General features: G+C 39.6%; 16 protein-coding genes. 10 read left to right on the plus strand and 6 right to left on the minus strand.

Annotated features, from left to right (window positions below; all coding sequences use genetic code 11):
* The first annotated feature begins 101 nt into the window (after positions 1-101).
* A complete protein-coding gene (locus P855_RS0112750) occupies positions 102-596 on the plus strand; it encodes a sigma-70 family RNA polymerase sigma factor (protein ID WP_028783931.1) in 495 nt (164 codons plus the stop codon).
* 456 nt (positions 597-1,052) lie between these two features.
* On the opposite strand, the gene P855_RS0112755 is transcribed toward P855_RS0112750, so the two are convergent.
* Together P855_RS0112755 and P855_RS0112760 are read right to left on the minus strand one after the other, a co-directional pair.
* A complete protein-coding gene (locus tag P855_RS0112755; protein WP_028783932.1) occupies positions 1,053-3,176 on the minus strand; it encodes a lamin tail domain-containing protein in 2,124 nt (707 codons plus the stop codon).
* A gap of 419 nt (positions 3,177-3,595) precedes the next feature.
* Positions 3,596-6,760, minus strand: a complete 3,165-nt coding sequence (locus tag P855_RS0112760; protein WP_028783933.1) for a glycoside hydrolase family 2 TIM barrel-domain containing protein — start codon at positions 6,758-6,760, stop codon at positions 3,596-3,598.
* Positions 6,761-6,943: 183 nt separating this feature from the next.
* Between P855_RS0112760 and P855_RS0112765 the strand changes: the two genes are divergently transcribed.
* The 4 genes from P855_RS0112765 to P855_RS0112780 are packed head-to-tail and all read left to right on the plus strand — an operon-like array spanning position 6,944 to position 11,649.
* On the plus strand, positions 6,944-8,128 hold the full coding sequence (locus P855_RS0112765) for a galactokinase (protein ID WP_028783934.1): 1,185 nt from the start codon (positions 6,944-6,946) through the stop codon (positions 8,126-8,128).
* Complete coding sequence (galE, locus tag P855_RS0112770) at positions 8,125-9,126, plus strand: UDP-glucose 4-epimerase GalE (RefSeq protein WP_028783935.1); 1,002 nt, start codon at positions 8,125-8,127, stop codon at positions 9,124-9,126. Before P855_RS0112765 ends, galE begins: the two co-directional genes overlap by 4 nt.
* Positions 9,123-10,601 (plus strand): UDP-glucose--hexose-1-phosphate uridylyltransferase, encoded by a 1,479-nt coding sequence (gene galT, locus P855_RS0112775; RefSeq protein ID WP_028783936.1) that lies wholly within the window; start codon positions 9,123-9,125, stop codon positions 10,599-10,601. Before galE ends, galT begins: the two co-directional genes overlap by 4 nt.
* 13 nt (positions 10,602-10,614) lie before the next feature.
* On the plus strand, positions 10,615-11,649 hold the full coding sequence (locus tag P855_RS0112780; RefSeq protein WP_028783937.1) for an aldose epimerase family protein: 1,035 nt from the start codon (positions 10,615-10,617) through the stop codon (positions 11,647-11,649).
* Between the two features lie 268 nt (positions 11,650-11,917).
* Here P855_RS0112780 and P855_RS0112785 read toward each other — a convergent pair whose 3' ends face one another.
* From P855_RS0112785 to P855_RS0112800, 4 genes are all read right to left on the minus strand, one after another.
* Positions 11,918-13,078, minus strand: a complete 1,161-nt coding sequence (locus P855_RS0112785) for an ROK family transcriptional regulator (protein ID WP_028783938.1) — start codon at positions 13,076-13,078, stop codon at positions 11,918-11,920.
* 94 nt (positions 13,079-13,172) lie between these two features.
* The gene (locus P855_RS0112790; RefSeq protein ID WP_051353210.1) at positions 13,173-14,000 is read right to left on the minus strand and encodes a carbohydrate ABC transporter permease; all 828 of its coding nucleotides are present in this window, start codon (positions 13,998-14,000) and stop codon (positions 13,173-13,175) included.
* The gene (locus tag P855_RS0112795) at positions 13,997-14,869 is read right to left on the minus strand and encodes a carbohydrate ABC transporter permease (RefSeq protein ID WP_051353211.1); all 873 of its coding nucleotides are present in this window, start codon (positions 14,867-14,869) and stop codon (positions 13,997-13,999) included. Before P855_RS0112795 ends, P855_RS0112790 begins: the two co-directional genes overlap by 4 nt.
* A 90-nt stretch (positions 14,870-14,959) precedes the next feature.
* Positions 14,960-16,252 carry an ABC transporter substrate-binding protein gene (locus P855_RS0112800; RefSeq protein WP_028783941.1) on the minus strand — a complete coding sequence of 431 codons (1,293 nt, stop codon included), beginning with the start codon at positions 16,250-16,252 and terminating at the stop codon, positions 14,960-14,962.
* Between the two features lie 612 nt (positions 16,253-16,864).
* On the opposite strand from P855_RS0112800, the gene P855_RS0112805 reads away from it, so the two are divergent.
* The 5 genes from P855_RS0112805 to P855_RS0112825 all read left to right on the plus strand — a co-directional run bounded on the left by P855_RS0112805 (position 16,865) and on the right by P855_RS0112825 (position 22,333).
* Positions 16,865-18,472: an ATP-binding protein gene (locus P855_RS0112805; RefSeq protein WP_028783942.1), complete on the plus strand. Its 1,608-nt coding sequence runs from the start codon at positions 16,865-16,867 to the stop codon at positions 18,470-18,472.
* Positions 18,473-19,162, plus strand: a complete 690-nt coding sequence (locus P855_RS0112810; RefSeq protein ID WP_028783943.1) for a response regulator — start codon at positions 18,473-18,475, stop codon at positions 19,160-19,162.
* Between the two features lie 150 nt (positions 19,163-19,312).
* On the plus strand, positions 19,313-20,290 hold the full coding sequence (locus tag P855_RS0112815; RefSeq protein WP_028783944.1) for a tripartite tricarboxylate transporter substrate binding protein: 978 nt from the start codon (positions 19,313-19,315) through the stop codon (positions 20,288-20,290).
* A 61-nt stretch (positions 20,291-20,351) separates the two neighbouring features.
* Positions 20,352-20,801, plus strand: coding sequence for a tripartite tricarboxylate transporter TctB family protein (locus P855_RS0112820; RefSeq protein WP_028783945.1), 450 nt, complete (start codon positions 20,352-20,354; stop codon positions 20,799-20,801).
* A gap of 11 nt (positions 20,802-20,812) precedes the next feature.
* Positions 20,813-22,333: a tripartite tricarboxylate transporter permease gene (locus tag P855_RS0112825; protein WP_200865957.1), complete on the plus strand. Its 1,521-nt coding sequence runs from the start codon at positions 20,813-20,815 to the stop codon at positions 22,331-22,333.
* Position 22,334: the final 1 nt, after the last annotated feature.

The raw sequence follows: 22,334 nt of genomic DNA on the forward strand, positions 1-22,334 counted from the left end.
CAAATAATACTTAACCTTGTATAACACTCTGATATACCCGCCTTCGATTATAAAAATAGATATCTAATAACTGCAGAACCGGTTCTCGAAAAGAGAATAAAATGTCAAAGCAATTAGATCAACCATTCGAAGAAATATTAAAGCAATACGACAATATGATCCATTATCATATCCATAAGTTACATATCAATGATCCGGAGCAGGAATTCTACCAGGAAGGCTGCATCGCACTATGGGAAGCATATCAGTCCTTTGACCCGGAGCGAGGAGCCTTCCGGCAGCTGGCAAATTATAAAATACACCACCGCTTTATCGACCTGATCCGCAAGCATTCCAAAGCAGCAGAAAACGAAAAGAACTATGTTGACCAGCACGCTAACCTGGAAGACAACAGCACGTATGATCAGCCGGAAGATTATTATCTTTGGAATCGCTTGAAAAATGAATTGACAGAAAAGCAATGGAAATGGGTGAAGTATTTCATCGTAGAGGATCTGCCTTATGCAGTGATTGCGAAGAAAGAAAACACTACGGTCGATGCTGTGAAGAATTGGGGAAGGGAAGCAAAGAAGAAACTGAAGCTGATGTTCGTATAGTAATATTCCATTTTCTGGAGGACCTGGGGTATGAACGCTCACACCCCGGAGCCCTCCAAAATCTGGAGGACCCGGGGTGTGTTTATGGTATTTTCATTCTAATTCAATCGCAATCTTCTAATAAACGTCTTCTGTTTTCGATTATGTTCCTTTGAAAACTCTCACATGTTCATTCTCCTTTCTATGTATCCTTTAAACTTTTACGATAGTTACTATGCAGCGTCTGACATTACATCTGTACCTTTCAATTTCCTACCATAAGCAAATATAAACCCAAAAGGAAGTGTCATTTGAAACAAAAAACGAAAATACTTATCTGTGCTAAACATCAAATCTAAATTCTCTGCAAAGGATAGCAAGATTTCTATCTAAATTATTAATCAGCCACTGGAAAATATCTTCAACAAATGTAAATGCCCCTATCAAGTCTCCCTCACAAAGATGGAGACAAGTTTTCTACTCATTTGGAGAGGGGGCAACAGCTGCCCAATCCGAAACCGAATCACTGTCAGATGCCACATCCGTACGGATAATGGCTTCCCCTCGATTCGCACGGATATCCCATCCACTGGCATAACCTTCATAAGCTACAAAATCCATCTCATTGCCCGCTTCATCCTTCAGGACAACCTGATCCCCGCTATTGCTGAGGGAAATGGACATGCCGCCCACAGCTGGAGAAAATCCAAATAGGTTACTGAACCCGGCTGCGTCTTTAGCGATAACCAGGTATTGGCCTGGTGCAATGAATGTACCGGATGGCAACGTAAAGGATTCGTAGTTATCCTGCAGGGAATACCCGCTCAAGTCCATATCAGCACTAGTTCCGTTATATAGTTCCACAAATTCTTCTTTGCTATCTGTTCCTGTTGTATCATAATACACTTCTGAAATCACAAGCTTTCCATCATTCCCACTAGAACCCCCGTCATAGGAAGTTCCATAGTTGAATACGACCCCCAATGGATCATGATCGGAAACACTCAATGGGGTGGTTGGGTCTGATGCAAGGGAAGCTGGAAAATCAGGATTGATCTTGGCGGAATTCACCTTTGTTACTTGGTTTTGCAAACCGCCGCTGACCAACAAGTGGTCTAGAAATTGAGCCTTACCGGTGTAGATGTAACTGAAGCGATTTTCCTCCGGAATATGATAAATCATGTTCGTCAGATTTGCATTGTTTTCCAGGATCGCTACAGGCTCTTCATCCCCGTAGGAATTCAAATCTCCTGTAACCATCACTTCCATCTCGTTGGATTGTTCTTTTTCAGCTGCATCAGCTACATAAGTGGCTTGAGCACTCCGGCAAGCATCTGGTCCGCTTTTGGACATGAAATGGTTGTTGATAACAGAGATCGTCACTCCGCTATCTGTTTTTACATGTAGCAGCAAAGGAGGACGGTCGAATAATAGATTTCCGGAATCGGCGCAACCGCCGTTGACCGTAGTTGTGGCATTCTCACCGATTTGTTCCACACCAACAACATTTACACCATCTTTCACCAAGTAGCCGACATCAATGCCCCGGCTGTCATTTCCTTCTTTTAAATACGGGGTATAATTCGGTCCGCCATCGGCTTCAATTTTAGCGGCCAGGCTGGCAAGGACCTGTTTATTTTCCACTTCCTGTACAGCAAGAACATCGGGGTAACCAAGATTATTACGTATGGCAAGGGAGAGCTTGGCTGTTTTTGTGTCAAATGCTTCCTGCGTTACTGTGGTGCTGGAGTCTCCAGGAGTAACTTCTGAACCGGCAGCAAAATAATTCTCCACATTAAAAGTTTCCACCGTCAATGTACTGGAACTATCCGCAGCTAACGAATTCTCTGTATGCCCTTCATCTGAGACATTCAGTGTGCCGGAATTCCACTGTAATGTATAAGCCCCATAGTCATAATCCATTGGACCGATGGGGCTGCCGGTGATGGTATCGAACGTAGATGCTCCGCTTATATAATTACCTAGTTTGTCCCCCATCTTGAATAGAGGCGTCGTCGCGTCCTTTCGATCCACACGATTGGTTGTGGTTCCTGGTACTAAATAGGTCTCCTTATATTCATTACTCCCGGCCACGGCTGTCGCGTTTTTCACCATCACACGCATCCCCTCGAAGGATTCGAAGTCTTGCTTCGTCATGGTGGAAGTTAGTTCAATAGGAGCAGGAACAGAAGAAGAACCGACTACTTTTGCTCCGCTTGATGCTGCTATTTCAGTCAATTCATAGTATTCTTTTACCGTTCCTGTTTGCGTTACGACATCTCCCGGCTCGATGTTCCCTGGTCCATTCGAATGATAGACATAGATCCCCTCAGATGTAGCAGCATTCCCATCCTCACTGGTGTCCTGGATCCAATAGCCGTTACTGTGCGTGGCGATGACCGTACCACATGTCGTCACCGTCTTCCCTGCATAAGGGGAGGTGTTTCCACTCCCTTGGATGTCATGGATTTCGTAATCGACAGATTGCTCGACTCCGGAACAATCCACCGTAGCAGCAGCTGCGGTGCTTGCATTCATCCCAAAAAGCACAAAGCCGACGATGACAAACATTAGAAAACTTGTACTCCAGATTCTTCCCATAAAATATTACCTCCTTTAATTCATAACCTATAGTTCTATGAAACCAGAAAAACATTAAGATAGCGTAAACTGGGCATATATTCGCTGAATTCCCTGAATTAGGTCCAATGAATGCATAAAACATGGAAAATTTGGCAGGAATTTGCCCCCTTATAAGGAAAGATTAAGCCTCTCGGAGTGATAACAAATAGAAAATCAGAAAAAATTGTAAAATGCGTTAACCTAACATCATTGACATGTTATATGAATGTAAAAAAATAAGATTCTTTCTCAATTGGCCAGGCTCCCCAGCGGAATCCATCGTGCTTCGTTTTGAGAACTCCTTAGCTAAGCTGTCCGGCCATATATTGTATAAATGACTAAAAAAAAGAAGAAGTACCGAGATCGATAGTTGCTCGGTACTTCTTCCTTTTAAAATATTAGGTGCATACAATAACTTGTGATAATTCACTTGGCGAAATATCATTTTTCGAATATCCACTAAGGTGAATAGTAAAGTGAAAATCGTCATTTACTAATTGATACTTTTCAAGTACACCTGGCCCACAACTTGCCGAACCAAGACCATTGTGCTTATGGTCAATGTTTAATACAGTAAAATCTTGTTCTACTAAATCTGTTATATGACAAGCTTGCTCTATGTTTTCCGTTGTATAATTATGGGCGCTGAAATTAAATAAATTTCCGGAAATCAACAACCCATTTCCTAATTGATTTGTAAGTGATACCCAATTAACATCAGTACGATTCCCGTTTTCTTGCGGAACTACGTAAGGAGTTGATAGTTCTTCTATGCTTTTAGACCAGATTCCAAGTCGATTAGCTGATTTACTATCAGCGTAAGACTCCCCAGGTCCCCTCCCATACCAGTCAACTAGATTTATATTTTTTTCCAAGCACATTTGAATGCCAATTCTAGGTAAAGTCGCCGAACCTACCCCGTTTTTGTTGCCTTTCACTTCTAAGGTGACAACTCCATTACCTGAAATCCGGTACTTAAGAGTTGTTTCAAATCCCCAATTAAGCCCAGGGGGAGATATCTTCTTTTCTATAGTGATATACATTATATTTTCTTCTTGATTTAAGTTGTATTTGAAATCCATCAAACGCTGTTGCATAATGTGGACACCATTATCTTTCCATTCTTTCTCTTCCCTTCGTGTATTGAATTCTTCTTGACCAATTCGATCATTATCAGTTGGAGCCCTCCAAAAATTTATAGAAGGTCCTTTTTCAAGGATTTCTGCCCCTTCGTATTTCCACGATTCAATTTCTCCGTTCATTATATTAAACAATATTTGGAAGGATTCTCCTTCAATACTTAACTGATTAGTCTTTTTATAGGTTTCAAGGATTAAAGTATAATTAGACTTTGTTAGAAATGGAGCTTCTTCCTCCAACTCACAGGAGACAGGAAGTGAAAACTGTTCCCACGCTACCTCATGGCCGGCTTTTGTCCATTTAGTATCTGCTTTCTCCATTAAACTTATGGTTAACCAATAGTCATTTGTAACATCGCCTTTTAATGGAAGAGGTAATGGAAGACTTACGTCCTGATGGGTCCCAGGTTGAATTACTGGAAGATCAAACACCCCAGAACGTATCAACTCTCCACTTTCATGAATTGCCCAAGAGCACGTTAAATGATTTAAATTAGAGAAATCATATTTGTTATGAAATCTAATAACTCCTTTTTCAATATTGACAGCTTCCATTTTAACCGGCTCAATCACTTTCTTGTACTCAATCAATGCTGGAGACGGCGTGCGGTCAGGCATTATCAACCCATCTATAACGAAATTAGAATCGTGCGGAATGTCACCAAAGTCACCACCATATGCAAAATGCTCTTCCCCTTTTACGTCATAGTTTCGTATACCATGGTCCATCCACTCCCAAACAAAACCTCCCTGCAAACGCTTATGTTTGTAAAATGTTTCAAAGTATTCTTTAATCCCCCCTGGTCCATTCCCCATCGCATGAGCGAATTCACATAGAATATGTGGTTGTTTTAAATCCTTTCTCTCACCAAGTTGATCTAAGATTTCTATGGAAGTGTACATGGTAGAAAACATATCTGACGCAACGTTTAATTCTTGTGGGTTGTTATTAGACTTCGTCATGATAGCGCGAGTTTCCCCTTCATAATGAATTAACCTTGTATCATCTCTTTGTTTAGTCCAATTAGACATTGTTATAAGATTACTGCCAAAGCCAGATTCATTCCCTAATGACCAAATTATGATAGATGGATGATTCTTGTCCCTCTCGACCATCCGCTTCATTCTATCTAAATATATTTCCTCCCATTCAGGGTCATCGCTTAATTGATTCCAGTTCCCTACTAATGCGAACCCGTGACATTCTAAATCTGCTTCATCGATTACATATAGGCCGTATTCATCACAGAGGTCATAAAAGCGAGGATCATCTGTATAGTGGGCTGTTCGAACAGCGTTTATATTATGTTCTTTCATTAGTTGAATATCTTTTACCATCGCATCTAAAGGTACAGATCTTCCGAGATCTGGATGGTGTTCATGACGGTTAACACCCTTAAATAGAATAGGCACTCCATTTACTTGAATTAGACCATCTTTCAGTTCTACCTGCCTAAACCCAACCTTTCCCGGAAGGACTTCTAATGTATTATCTTTTTCATCTCGTACTACAATGAGCAAGTGATAAAGATAAGGAGTTTCAGCTGTCCATTTATAAGGGGAGGTTACAGGAATTTTTTTTGATAGCTTTTTTTCTTTAGTATCTAATTTCACTTCTGAATTCGCCCAAGTTATTAGTTGATGCCCAGAGTCTAATAATTGGTACTCTATGTTGTAATGTGATGATTCTTCTAATTTTGAATGGATTTCAGTCTCTATTTCAAGGATTGCATTGTCATAATTACTGTCAAAAGTGGTTTTCACAAAGTAGTCATGAACATGAGTAATGGGTTTGCCTATTAAATAAACATCTCGAAAAACCCCACTTAACCACCACATATCCTGGTCTTCGATATAACTTCCTACCGACCATTGGTATACGCGAATAGAAATAGTATTCTTTCCTTCACGCAAATAAGTAGAAATATAAAATTCAGCGGCTAACCGGCTTCCTGTACTATATCCAACGAACTCACCGTTTATCCAGACGTGAAATGCACTGTCCACTCCTTCGAAACGAAGAACAGTAAATTCGTGCAAGTTTTTATTAGTAAAGTAAAACTCTTTTCGATAAGAGCCTGTAGGGTTCTCAGTTGGGATGAATGGGGGATCTACCGGAAAAGGATATTGCACATTGGTATAATGTGGTTTTCCATATCCGTTCATCTGCCAATTTGATGGAACTTGTAAATCATCCCATCCATTCACATCATAGTTATCTTCATAAAAATTATCAGGAGCCGCGCCTGGTGTAGTAGAATAATGAAATTTCCATAATCCATTTAGTGATTGATAACCAGCAGCATTCTTCCGCTGATACGTAAGTGCATCATGTTCATTAGAATATGACATAAAATAAGACCTTTCTTTCAATCGATTCTTTTCAAGTACCGATAATTGTTGAAAATCATTTTGATATAGCATACATAGTAACCTCCTAAAATTTCACAGTATGAGCCACTTTCCGAATCTCACCTATTGCGTAACTCGTAAAATGATAGTAAACTGATGTTAACTTAATTATTTTAATTAATAAAGATACTTTAGATTATTATACTATCTAATTTCTGAATTATCAATAATCAGTTAAAAAACAGGAGGTCTCATATGAAATCAGGAGTAAACCTCACCAAAGAATTTCAAACTATTTTTAATACCACCCAACCAATAAGAACATTCTTTGCTCCAGGGCGCATTAATCTAATAGGTGAACACACAGATTACAATGGGGGGCATGTTTTTCCGGCAGCCATTTCCTATGGCACCTATGCACTGGGAGCCAAACGAAATGATTCAAAGCTACGCTTATATTCACTTAATTTTCCTGAAACAGGAATTATTGAGTGCGATCTATCTGAGTTAAACTACAATGAAGAACAAGAATGGGCAAACTACCCAAAAGGAATATTCTCTTTGCTCACTAAAGAAGTAACTTTTTCTAAAGGTGCTGATATTCTATTTTACGGTAATATTCCTAACGGTGCCGGTTTATCTTCTTCGGCCTCAATTGAACTTGCGACCAGTGCACTTATCAATGGCTTATATAACATTATGGTAGATCGGATTGATATGATTAAACTTGGGCAAAAAGTTGAAAACACTTATATTGGTGTTAATAGTGGGATTATGGATCAATTTTCTATAGGACTAGGTAAACAGGAACACGCTATTCTATTGAACTGTGACTCTCTTCAATACCAATATGCCCCTTTAAGATTAACTGATCACGTTATTATAATCATTAACACTAATAAGAAACGTTCTTTAACTGGCACTCAATATAATAACCGAAGAAAGGAATGCGAAAGAGCTCTACTGGATTTACAAAAAAAACTAAACATTCATAGTTTAGGGGAGCTCTCAAAAGAAGTATTTGAACATAATAAACATCTAATCACTAACGTAGTGGATAAAAAACGTGCGAAACATGTTGTTTATGAAAATGCTCGTACATTAGAAGCTTTTGACAATTTACAGAAAGGAGACCTACATGCCTTCGGACAATTACTTAATACATCTCACGTTTCGTTACGGGATGATTATGAAGTAACAGGAAAAGAACTTGACGTAATCGTGGAAACCGCTTGGAAACAAGAAGGTGTATTAGGAGCTCGCATGACAGGTGCAGGTTTCGGCGGATGTGCAATAGCTCTTGTCGAAAAAGAGCACCTAGAAGCATTCAAAAAAAATGTGAATAATACTTATGTAGAAAAAGTTGGTTATGAAGCTACGTTCTACAATCCGAAAATCGGCGATAATATAAAGGAAATCTCTGAAGGAGTGTTGATATGAGCATACTCATCTTAGGTGGGGCTGGTTACATCGGCTCACACGCTGTCCATCAATTAATTGATCAGGGAGAACAAGTGGTTGTCATTGACAATTTAGAAACTGGACATAGAGCCGCCCTCCACCCTCAAGCGAACTTTTACGAAGGAGATATCCGGGATATAGAATTTCTACGCTCTGTTTTTGCTAAAGAGTCAATTGAAGCAATTATTCATTTTGCTGCAAATTCACTCGTTGGAGAATCGATGGAAAAGCCACTCAAATATTTTGATAATAATGTTTATGGAACACAAGTATTGCTACAGGCCATGGTGGAAGCAGAGGTGAAATATATTATCTTCTCATCCACTGCTGCGACATATGGAGAACCTCAAGATGTGCCTATTAAAGAAACAGCGCCTACTGACCCGACAAATACGTATGGAGAAACTAAACTTACAATGGAAAAAATGATGAAATGGACGGAGAAGGCTCACGGAATCAAATACGTTTCCTTACGTTATTTCAATGTAGCTGGGGCAAAGGAGAGTTCTGAAATAGGTGAAGATCATCGTCCTGAATCACACTTGGTTCCAATTATTTTACAAACTGCTTTAGGCCAAAGAGAGTTTATTACTATTTTTGGCGAGGATTATAATACGAGTGATGGCACTTGTGTACGTGATTATGTCCATGTTGAAGATTTAATTGACGCTCACATTCTGGCAATAAAGTATCTAAAGAGCGGTGGAGATAGTGACGTTTTCAACCTAGGAAGCAATAAAGGTTTTTCTGTGAGAGAAATGATCAATACAGCCCGTAAAACAACAGGAAAGGTAATTCCTGCAAAGATAGGAGAACGTCGAATTGGTGATTCAAGCACATTGATTGCAAGTTCTGAAAAAGCAAAGCGAATTCTTGGCTGGGACCCTAAAAAAACCTCAATCTCAAAAATATTTGAGGATGCTTGGAACTGGCATTCTTCGCATCCATTAGGGTATGGAAGGAAGGATTTCTCATGATTTATCAACATATTGAAGGGCTGATTAAGAAAGCATTAAGTATGGAGTTGATAAAAGCTTCAGATGTTAACTATGTACGGAACCAATTAATGGGACTGTTAAGTCTAAAGTCATTTCCAGAAAAAATAGATAATCCCAGCACGGGTTCAATTCCTCATATACTAGAAAATATTATTGCTGATGCAATCGAAATCGGCCTTATTGAAAACATTTTTGATGAGAAAGAAATTTTATCAGCAAACATAATGAATTGTTTTATTGCTAGACCCTCAGTCATAAATGAAGAGTTTTATGATAGATATACCCAATCACCTCGTTTAGCAACGAATTACTTTTACAATCTAAGTAAAAATAGTAACTATATTCATATAAATCGTATTTCAAAAAATATTTCTTATAAAACGGAAACACAGTATGGAGAAATGGATATTACTATCAATTTATCAAAACCCGAAAAAGACCCTGTTCAAATTAAACGAGAAAGAGAGGTAAAGCAAAAGCTAAGCTACCCAAAATGCGTCCTTTGCAAAGAAAATGAAGGATACCTAGGAAGAACAGGATACCCGGCAAGAGCTAATCACCGAATTATTAAAGTACCTATTCTAGGCGAGAATTGGTACTTACAATATTCCCCGTATGTTTATTATAACGAGCATAGTATTCTATTTTTTGAAGAGCATCGCAACATGAAGATTGATAAAACAACATTTGAAAGGCTTCTTGTATTTACCGATAAATTTCCGCATTATTTTATCGGTTCTAATGCTGATTTGCCGATCGTTGGTGGCTCTATCCTAAATCATGATCATTATCAAAGTGGAAAGTTTGAATTTGCAATCACAAAAGCCAAAACTGACTTTTATTTTAAACTAAGAGCATTCCCTAAAATAGATTGCTCTGTTTTAGAGTGGCCAATGTCCGTTCTTCGTCTCAAAGGTACAAAACTTTCAGATCTAGTAAATGCTGCCAATCACGTTTTAAACACCTGGAAGAATTACTCAGATCCACTTTCTGATATCTCCGCATTTACAGATAACGTACCACATAATACGATAACTCCAATTGCTAGGCAGAAGAATGGCGAATACGAGCTTGACCTTGTTCTGCGTAATAACCGCACATCAGAGGAACATCCTTCAGGGATTTTTCATCCACACGCTGACGTGCATCATATTAAAAAAGAAAATATAGGTTTAATAGAAGTAATGGGATTAGCTATATTGCCTCCGAGATTAAAAACTGAGCTTTTAGAAGTTAAAAAATATTTACAGGGAAAAGGAAATAATATTCCAGATTACCATCAAAAATGGGCTGAACAATTAAAAGATAAGTATAATACGATTCACAGTGAAGAAGAAGCAAAAAATATCATACAGAAAGAACTGGGAAATAAATTTATAAAAGCACTAGAAGATGCTGGAGTATTAAAAAATCGTGCTGCTTTCAATAGATTTATTAACAAATTAAATGAATAGGCGGACATAAATTATGAATATAAGTAGAAATGAAGTGTTTAAGAACTGGAATGAATACACTTTAACAAATAATAAGGGGATGTCTGTAAGTGTATTAAATTACGGCGGTATTATTACTAAGATCATCGTCCCTGATCAAAACGGCAATTTTGAAAATATAGTTCTGGGGTATAAAAACTATAAAAATTATGAAACCAACCCCGATTATTTAGGAGCTATTATAGGGAGGATTGCAGGAAGAGTGCAAAATGCTTCTTTTAATTTAAATGGGGATACATACCGGCTGGAGACCAATGATGGAAAAAATCACTTGCATGGTGGTAGCAGAGGCCTACACCAAGTAGTTTGGAACGTCACTACATTTAGCACAGATGAGAAAGTCGGCTTAACTCTGACTTATCAAAGCGAAGATAATGAAGGAGGTTATCCTGGTAATCTAAAAATAATGGTTACTTATACTTTAACTAACAACAATCAGTTGCTTCTAAACTACACGGCTTCAAGTGATAAAACGACACCAATAGCATTAACGAATCATACTTACCTTAACTTGAGCGGCAATTTAAAAAATACTGTAGATAATCATTTTGTAACCATAGATAGTAGTAATTATATAGAATTGAACGAAGAATTGATCCCGACTGGAAACTTAATTAGCGTCAATAATTCCCCGTTTGATTTTCGAACAAGTCGCATGCTTGGTGAGGGATTCAATCAACATTTTCTCCAAAACAGCATAGTTGGTGGAGGTTATGATCACTATTTTGTTTTTGACGACATTTCAAATAAAGAAAAAGTGGTCATGAATGAAGCTAATAGTGGGCGTGTACTCAAAATAAAAACGAACCAACCTGGGATGGTATTGTATACAGCTAATAATCTAGAGGAAGGTCAGGAATTAAGAGAAAAAATATCTGAAAAGCATCTTGGGGTTTGCTTCGAAACACAAGCTCCCCCTGCATCTTTACACGATGAATCTTTACCCAGTCTCATACTAAACGCCGGAGAGGTTTACACTCATCAAACTATTATGGAATTTAGTATATAATAGTAAAGGAACAAAAAAAGTTAATCAAATTGTTAGATTAACTTCTTTTTGTTCCTTTTTATTCGAGAAAACGGGAGTGAGTCCTTTAGTCAAAGTTGGAAAAACTAGCTGCAAGTTACCAGAACATATCAATAAATAAAAAGCAAAATCTGATGAAAAACAGTTAAGTTTCCATGGGTTTCCTTTCGATTCTTTAGTGAGGATTGTAACGAGAAAGTTACATTGAATATTTAAAATCGATTATTTAAATTCGAGAATCATACTATATCTAGTATTCAAATAGTTCTACTAACAATAAAGAAACAGCTCCAAGTAATGTCGCATTATCCCCCAGACCCGAGACAGTCACGTCTGTATTTTTCGCTTCTTCTGAAAGCGCTCTTTCTTTAATCGTACTACATATTTCAGGGTAAAGGAATTCTTTACTCTTCATAACGCCCCCTCCCAACACGATCCTATTCGGATTTAGTAGATGGATTAGGTTTGTTAGACCAATACCAATGGTTTTACCAGTGTCATTCAAAAATTGAATAGCTTCCCTATTGTCCCCTTTAGCCAGTTCATATATTTCTTCTCCACTCAACTTTTCCCGCAAACTAAATTGCTTTTTAAACCTAGCTTCAATAGCCTCTCCACTTACAAATGTTTGCAAGCACCCAAAGTTACCGCATTCACATTTTTGCCCATGTAAATCAATAGTCATATGACCTAATTCTCCGGCGATATCTTGTGCGCCATGGTATAACTTTCCATTTAAAATGACGCCTGCGCCAACGCCAGTACCAAAATTAACAGCAACCATACTATCTACATCACTATTGCCACCAAACCACGATTCTCCAAGTGCCATAGCACGAGCATCGTTTTCTACTTTAACAGTAAGGTGGAAGGTTTCTTCTAACGTCTTTTTAATCGGAATGTCTTTTAAATCTAAATTAGGAGCTATTAAAGAAATCCCACTATCTACTTGAACAACTCCATGCATAGCTATTCCTATTCCTATGATTTTTTGTTGAATTACATCAGTTGTGTCGATTATGGCACCTATACTTTCTTTTAATATAGAAAGGAATTTTTCATTTGTTAATGGTTTGGGTATGGCATACGATGATTGTTCAAAAATTTGGCCTGTTAGGTCAGTCAACACACAGTCTACCGCTTCAGGCCCCGCATCTACTCCTATTACATAGAATGCCTGGCTGTTAATATGAAGCATTGTAGGCTTACGTCCGCCATTAGACTCACCTAGCTTACTTTCTCTTACTAACCCCTCTTCCATCAGTTCCCTTACGATGCTGCTTACCGTTGGAGGAGTTAGTTTTGTCTCCTTCGCAATTTGAGCTCTAGATATAGGTTCAGACGTTCGGATTTTATTTAAAACAATTGATTTATTTACTGATTTCATTAATTCAAACGAACCACGTTGCATGGAAAAGCCTCCATTAATCTCATTTAACAAACATTTATTATAAGTAACTTATATATTTCAATTATATATGAAAAAGTCTATAAAACACACATAATTAACCCTTTACTGAACCGGACATCCCTTCCACAAAGTATTTTTGTAGAAAGAAGAAGACTAAAGCAGTTGGTATTGTTCCAATTACAATTGCTGTGTAAATAATACCAAAATCCGGCGAATATCCTGACCCTAGGTTCGAAATCAACAATGGGATTGTCTGAACGTCTGGAGATTGTAATATGACCAATGGCCATAAGAAATTGTTCCAGTTATTCATGAAAGAGATAATTCCAGCAGCTGCAAAAGTATTTTTCATTGAAGGCATATAAATGTGGATGAATATCCCAAGTTCACTTAAGCCATCTATCCTTCCAGCTTCAATTAACTCCCTAGTAAACATTTTTGTATTTTGCCTAAATAAGAATACAAAAAATGCTGTGGTAACATAAGGTAAAATAACCGCAAACAAAGTATTAATTCCAAGAAAGGGGATCGTTTGAGATACTCCCCCAAAAAACCTAAACAATGGTACCATTAAAGCTGCAAACGGTATCATCAATGAAAGTAGTAAAATATTAAAGACAATGTCTTTTCCTTTACTTCTATATATTTCAAATCCGTAACCTGCAAGAGATGAAACAATTAGGCATAGTATTGTCGCTACAATAGCAATAAAAAACGAGTTATACAATGCCGATCCAACATTGTAGTTTTCAAATAAACTTTTCAAGTTCTCAATTAAATGTGTACCTGGTAGCAGCCGACCGTTTGAAACATCAACCGATTTATTAGTCATACTTATTAACATCCACAAAAATGGGAAGAGTGAAACTAGTGTCGCTATGCTTAAAATGAAATAAGTTGAAAATAACTTTAATTTATTCAATCTCTTTCACCTCCCAGTTTGAATTGAATTATAGAAAAGATAACCGTCAAGACAACAATGATAAACGAAACTGCTGCTGCATATCCAAAGTCTGGTGTATACTCAAAAGAAAGATTGTAAATATATTGTGAAATAGTCAATGTTTCATTTCCGGGTCCACCCATTGTGATGTTCATTGGTTCATCAAATAATTGAAGCGTTCCAATAGTGGATGTAATTGCCGTAAATAGGATTATAGGCTTTAACATCGGAATCGTAATATAAAAAAACTGCTGTACTACATTTGCCCCATCTATTCTGGCTGCTTCATAAACAGAATGATCAACGTTTTGTAGACCTGCTAGATAAAATATCATATTGTAACCAGTCCAACGCCAAGTTATCGCAATTATAATGACGACCTTGGCCCAAAAAGGGTCCATCAACCACTCGATTGGTTCAGAAATTATAGATATAGATAACAGAAATTCATTGACTAACCCGTCAGTAGAAAACAAATATTTAAATATGACGGAGTAAGCAACCAGCGAAATAACACTAGGTAAAAAAATAGCCGTCCGGAAAAAACCTTTAAACTTTAAATTTGGGCTATTTAATAGCACGGAAAAAAACATAGCTATTATAATCATTAATGGTACTTGGAAGATTAAGTAGATAAAAGTATTCCTGATTGCGATCAATGCCACTGGGTCATTAAATAATCGTATATAATTATCTAGTCCAACAAACTGCAAGCTTGCTCCCATACCTGATTTAAAGGAGAGTATAAAAGCTTGTAACATAGGATAGAAGTAAAATAAAGATATCAAAATAGTAGCTAAAAGTATAAAAATCCAGCCGATCAGACTTTTGCTTACCCTTAGGTTCATTTTCCCCACTCCAAACAATTGCATTTAAATAGGCCTTGAGCATCGCTCTTAATTATTTTTCTGATGCCCCAGGCCCTTTTTTCGAATATATTAATTTAATTGTGCTTCAGCTTGTTTCTGAGCATCATTCAATACTTCTTCTAATTTTTTGCCGGTCCTATAGTTTTGTAACTCTCCAGTTAGTATATCCATCGCTGCATACGTGTGCATTCCATAATTAACCCTTGGAATTTCCCTCATCCAGTTGACAAAATCAGTGGTTACTTTTTGGCCACCGAAGAATTCGTCTTTTTGATTAAAAGCTTCTCCCTCCAAAGCAGGTAGATAAGTTCCAATGGCTCCTATTTCCGATACTAGCTTTTGATAAAGTTCAACGTCATTTCCAAAGGTATCAGCTAGAAATTCTGCAGCTTTTTCCTTACCAGGTATGTTTAGCACATAGAAAGAACTCCCACCTAAGTTTGAAGCATTCTTGGCACCCTCAACTGATAACTTCGGAACTGGGACAACTTTCCACTTTCCAGATTGTGATTCTTCGGCCTTTATACTTGGAGTCATCCAGTTACCTGTAGCTACGGTAACCACCTCTCCACTATTAAATGAAGCAATTCTAGAACTCCAGTCCGTATTAATATGTGCAATATCCTCCTCTAGCATTTCCTTATAAACACGCATAGCATTTTTTACTGCTTCATTATCTCCTATATTAGCTGTAGTACCATCTTCTCCTGTGAACCATTCCCCTGCTGTTTGAACCATGAATCTTAAATGGTCAGGTTCATTTGGATTCAATGAAATCATTTTTTTGCCCGTCTTTTTTGTTATATCCTTACCAATTTCTATAAATTCTTCCCAAGTGATATTTGTTAAATCTTCAGGTGTATATCCAGCTTCTTCTAGATAATCTGTTCTTACATACAAACCAGTGACACCCGTATCAAAGGGAACGCCATATTGTTTGCCCCCTAAACTTGTAGGCGGTATTTTGTAATCTGCAAAATCCTCTTCATTGATATAGTCTGACATATCATAAAACGCATTTGGATAGGACTTCAAAAAACTTTGCGCTCTATAATCTTCAATTAAGACGATGTTCGGCATTCCATTCATAGTTCCAGAGCTCAATCCTGTATTCAACTTTTGAACGATATCAGATTGTGCATTTTCTATTATCTTCAAATTAAAGTCCTTATTTTCTTGTGTATATTGCTTTTCTGCTAATTCCAAAGCTGCGACATTAAATAAGGGATCCCAAGCCCAAGCTGTAATAGAATCTGTATTGGAATTCCCTTCTGCTCCAGAATTGCTTCCACTTTCTGACGAACAAGCTGATAAAGCCATAATTAATAAAACAGTACTAAATAACAAGAACCACTTCTTCATTTAGGTGCCCCCTTAATTTCTTATAAAATAAAGTCTGTCATAGCGGTTGTTTACTTAATTATTATTTTTCTAGTTATCGCCCCTCTTTCTTAAATAAGTGAGTAACTAGCTCCTAACTTAGCAAGCGTTTTCAAAGGAAATAAAACAAACAGGTGCTAAAAAAGATCGAAAATTAATTTAATTAACTTTATGTTACTGACAATTATATTCAATGTCAATACAATTTATATAGAAACAGACTAAATCTTAAAAATTATCTGACAAGGTGAGATGCTATTGCAAGTAATTGATTCTTCTTCCTACTAATGCACAAACTCTTAACACATGGTGCCTCTGGTCTTGAGAGGAAGGTAAGTGGCTATCGGCACACGCATTACACCAGAAAAAAATTCCGGATCGTAATCAGGAATAAAGAGGGGTTAATATCTAACATGTTCTATTCAGAAAACTTACAATTTTTAAAGCCACCATTATTTCAAATTCCTTACCTTCACTATAATATTTTTCTTCTCTAAGAGATCTATGAGACTATTATTCTTACATTGAATATTTCAAAAACATTGCTAAAATTGCTATAAAAGCGCTAACACAGAAATACTGCGGGGGATATCTATGAAAAAGCTGCTTCAGGTTTCACTCCAGGTCAAAATACTAGGTTTGGTCGTTGGACTATTACTGCTCGTTTTGACCCTGGTAACCTTCATGGTCACCTATATGGAGTCCGGCGAGGACGTCCAAAATGCCGAAGACCTGGCACTCCAGACTGCTACTACCCTATCTTACATGCCGGTGGTCCAGGATGCTTTTAAGGAAAAGGTGAAAGATGAGAATGTGAAACATATTGCTGATCGGATTCGGGACCAGATTGACGCAAGCGCGATTAAAATCATCGACCGGGAGGGACAGCTGGTCGGATACTCAGGACAAGAAAAGCCTGAATCCATCGACCAGCAGGATTATTACAGTACCTTGACCTTTGGGGGCAGTTTCGTACTTCAGCCGGAGGAAGACGAAGATGTACTGAAAGCTGTTGTTCCGATTCGGGTCGATTATGATACATATATGAAAGTGGAAGGAGCAGTGGCGGTCGAGTTTAAAATGAAAGATATTTATGCGGAAATTCGTGCAGATCTTAAAGATTTCATTTTTGCCTCCTCTTCTGTGCTTATACTTGGGGTGATTGGCAGCATCCTGCTGGCAAGAAGCATACGTAAAGACACGCTGGGACTGGAGCCCTTCCAAATCGCTGCACTGTTCCGGGAAAGGAATGCAGTGCTTGACTCTGTAAAAGAAGGGCTGATTGCTTTTGACCAGTCTGAGAAGATTACGATGATCAATGCCTCTGCCAGGGAGCTGCTTGATTTAAAAGACAATGCGGAAGCAAGGACGCTCAATGATGTGATCACGTCCCCGAAACTGAGAGAAATGATCGAGTCGAATAAAGGTGTTAAAAATAAAGAATTACAATACAAAGAAAAAACACTGATCATCAATAGCAATCCCATTCTGGAAGGTGGCGTCCGGACGGGAATTGTCGTCAGTGTCCGGGATAAAACGGAAATCAAGCAGATGGTGGATGCATTATCCGAAGTGAAACAGTACTCGGAGGACCTCCGGGCCCAGGCACATGAATTCACGAGCAAATTGTATGTCATCATGGGGCTGATCCAGCTGGAAAAATATCAGGATGCCATCGAACTGATCAAGGAAGAAGCTGATTCCCAGAAGCAAGTGACAGAACGGTTCTTCAAGGAGATTGTTGATGAAAAAGTCCAGGCTATCCTGCTAGGAAAGTTCGCTAAAGCTTCCGAGAAAAAAATCGACTTTTATATTGAAGATGGCAGCTCACTCCAGCGTCTCCCTGCCCATATCCCCTTATCACCATTGATCATTATTTTAGGGAATATCATCAACAACGCCTTCGAAGGAGTGGCTGGACAAAAAGAAAAAACAGTCTCTTTCTTCGTCACCGATTTGGGCCATGATATTATCTTTGAAGTCACGGATAATGGCACCGGTATCAGGCAAAGCGACATGGAGAAGGTTTTCGCTAAAGGGTACTCTTCGAAAGGAACCGGCCGCGGCTATGGGCTTGCCAATGTAAAGGAAGAGGTCGATCACTTGCATGGTTCGATTGAAATCAACAGCATTGTTAAGGAAGGCACAACCATTACGATCATTTTGCCAAAAGAAATAACAGACACGAAAGGGGTATCATAAATGTACCGAGTATTGATAGCGGAAGATGATTTCCGTGTAGCACAGATTCACGAAAGTTTCCTGGAAAAAGTCGAAGGTATGCAATTGGCCGCTAAGGCGGGCAATGCTGACGAAACATTGAAAGCATTAGATAAACATGAGGTTGACCTGCTGCTACTGGATGTCTATATGCCTGATGAGCTGGGAACAGGAATCCTCCATAAAATCAGAGACACACATCCCGGGGTAGATATCATCATGATCACTGCTGCAACCGATAAAGCTTTCCTCGAGAAAGCGATTCGTTATGGCGTGATGGACTACCTTATCAAACCGGTGACGCTGGAAACATTTCAGGAGGCGATCAGCCGTTACAAAGACAAGAAACAAGTGCTGGAAGATACTCAGGAAGTCAATGAAGACATCCTGAGACAGATGTTCCGTCCAAGCCTGGATGAACAAAAAGAGTCACCTTCCCCCCTCCCGACCGGAATCGATGCCAATACATTGAAGAAAGTAAAGACGATATTACTGGACTCCAGGGATGGCATCACTTCCGAAGAGGCCGGCAAACGGATGGGTGCCTCCCGCACAACTGCCCGAAGATATCTTGAATATCTTGTCGGTATAGAAGAAGCGTATGCGGAACAGGTTTACGGCATCGTTGGACGCCCGGAAAGAAGATATTATGTCCACCAAAACATTTTGTGAACAAAATGCACAAAATGTTTTTTAAATATTTAAAAAACATTATTTTGAAAACGTTTACATAGCTGGTTTTCACTATTAGCATAGAGTTAACTTAAAGCTTAGTCGACTGAGCAAAAAGGTTTTTTCCAAAAAATCAAAAGGAGTGTACGTATGAGGAAACTCGCATTTGTATCATTGCTAATACTTACGTTCGTCATAGCCGGCTGTTCAGGCAATGCTTCCGGCACGCAGGAATATCCGAAGAAAAACATCGAAATTGTTGCCCCTGCTTCACCAGGCGGCGGATGGGACTTGACGGCACGTTCGCTTGAAAAAGTCCTAACTGATGAAAAATTGGTCAAAGAGAACATCAACGTCGTCAACAAGCCCGGCGGAGGTGGAGAAGTTGGCTGGAAATACCTGAAGTCAAAGGACGCCCACACATTGGCTGTCAACTCAAGCTTAGTACTGACCAACAACCTGCTTGGCCAGAGTGAACTTACTTACAAGCAATTCACCCCGATCGCCACCCTTGCTACCGAATGGCAGGCACTGGCCGTTCCAGCGGACTCCAAGTATAAGAGCGCAACGGAATTCATGGAAGCCGTCAAAAAAGACCCTAGCAAAGTCAAAATCGGAGTCGGACCAGGACTTGGCAATGATGACCACTTGTCCATCGTCCAGGCGGCCAGTGAATATGATATCAATCCTTCAAAACTGAACTTCCTTGTTTACCAGGGAGGCGGTGATGTCGTAACAGCACTGCTTGGCGGTCACGTTGATGCAGTTACCACTTCCCTTTCTGAAGTAAAGGACCAGCATCTGGCAGGAAAATTGAGAATCCTGGCCGTTTCTTCCGATAAACCGGTAGAAGGACTTGAAGACGTGCCTACCTGGAAAGAGGAAGGCATCGACCTTGTATTTCCGCACTGGAGAGGAATCATGGGACCGCCGGATATGACTGAAGAAGAAATCGCCTACTGGGATAAGAAGCTCAGCAAGATGGTCGAAACCGAACAATGGAAAAAAGTACTGGAGAACAATGACTGGGAAGGTTTCTATAAAAACAGCGAAGAAACGAAGAAATTCATGAAAGAACAACACGATCTTTATCAAAGACTTGTGAAAGAGTCAGGTCTGGTCAAGTAATTACATTGCCTGCTGTCTTCCTTACAGCAGGCATTTTCTTCAAAGAGAGGTGATATCGATAATGAAAACCTTAAAGCTGCTCATGCCTGCAGGACTGACGATTTTTAGTATTGTCTTCCTGTTTGCATCCTTGAACCTGCCAAAAGCCAACTTAGGAAATCCGTACGGACCTATCTACTTCCCATTAGGGTTAAGTATATTCATGCTGATTTTCAGTGTCATTTTCTTCATTCAGGAATTGAAAAAACTACATGAAACAAACACCGATATCAAGCTGATGTTATCAGGAAGAACGCCTAAACTGATCCTGTTTACCATTGCAGCCGGGCTCGTCTATGCCTTCCTGTTCGAACCACTCGGCTTCTTATACTCCACGATGATTTTTTTAGGAGCGCTGCTTTTTTTTATCAACGGGCCAAAGAAATGGCTGGTGAACATCATCGTGACGGTCAGTTTTTCTTTCATCAGCTGGTATGCGTTTAGTCAACTGCTCGGTGTCAGTCTACCTTAGGAGGTGAAACCATGGATATCAGCAGCTTTTTAGATGGATTATCCATAGCCGTCCAGCCGATCAATATCCTCTGGATCATTTTGGGCGGATTTTTGGGAACAATTGTAGGAATGCTCCCGGGACTCGGACCGGCAACAGCGGTTGCCGTACTGATTCCGGTCACTTTTGGAATGAACCCGGTCAGCGCCATCATTTTGATGGCAGCCATTTATTACGGAGCCATGTATGGCGGGTCGAGGAGTTCGATTCTCTTGAATACTCCAGGGGATGGTTCGGCCATTGCCGCTACATTCGATGGTTACCCGATGGCTAAAAAAGGACAGGCAGGAGAAGCGCTGGCTATCTCTGCTGTGGCGTCCTTCATCGGCGGCCTGATGGCTGTCGTCGGTTTTATATTCCTTGCCGAACCATTGGCCAACTTCGCGCTGAAGTTCGGCCCTGCCGAATACTTCCTGCTGATGCTGCTTACCTTGTCGGCCATCGTAGCACTTTCCATCGGCAGAATGATCAAAGGCTTCCTGGCCATGATGGTCGGGCTTGCTTTAAGTACTGTCGGTATTGATACGCAGACAGGTGTATATCGTTTCACCATGGGCATCCCCCATTTAAGTGAAGGGATCGACTTCCTCATCGTCATTATCGGTGTGTATGCCATCGGTGAAGTGCTTTATAACTTTTTGAATATCGACAAGCAGAAAAAAGAAAAGAAGAAAGTCGGAAAAGTATGGTTTTCCAAGGAGCAATGGAAACGTTCCAAGTGGCCGATATTGAGAAGCGGACCACTCGGTTTTATCATCGGCGTCCTGCCTGGCGCAGGCGGTTCGATCGCATCCATGATCAGTTACACTTCTGAAAAACAAATCTCCAAACGGACAGAAGAGTTCGGTGAAGGTGCGGTAGAAGGACTTGCTGCGCCGGAATCATCCAACAACGCGGCATCTGTCGGGGCGATGATCCCGCTTTTGACCATGGGTATCCCAGGTTCAGGGACGACAGCCGTCATGCTCGGGGCCCTTATCATGCTTGGTCTCAGACCCGGTCCGCTACTGTTCGAACAACAGCCGGAAACAGCATGGGCACTGATCAACAGCATGTTCATCGGCAACCTTGCACTGGTGATCATCAATATCGCGATGGTAGGACTGCTCGTCAAAATTTTGGATACACCTGCGAAAGTGCTTTATCCAATTATCGTGCTGCTGGCATTCATCGGGACCTATACGTTGAGCTACTCGGTCATTGATTTCTTCCTGCTTCTCATCTTCGGGCTGTTCGGTCTGATGATGAAAGTGATGGATATCCCGATTGCACCACTGGTACTGGCATTGATTGTCGGGACCGATATGGAACAAAATTTCCGAATGGCCGTTCTATCATCCAATGGAAGCCTCGGGGTCTTCTTTTCCTCTGGTGTAAGCATCGGCTTAGTGATTCTCACCATGCTTTCCTTGTGTTATCCGTTGATTTTAAAGCTGGCCAAAAGAAAAAAGAATATGTCAGAAGACGAAGATCAAGTCTATAAATCTTCGTAAG

Source organism: Thalassobacillus devorans MSP14 (genome assembly GCF_000496835.1).
GTDB lineage: Bacteria > Bacillota > Bacilli > Bacillales > Halobacillaceae > Thalassobacillus > Thalassobacillus devorans_B.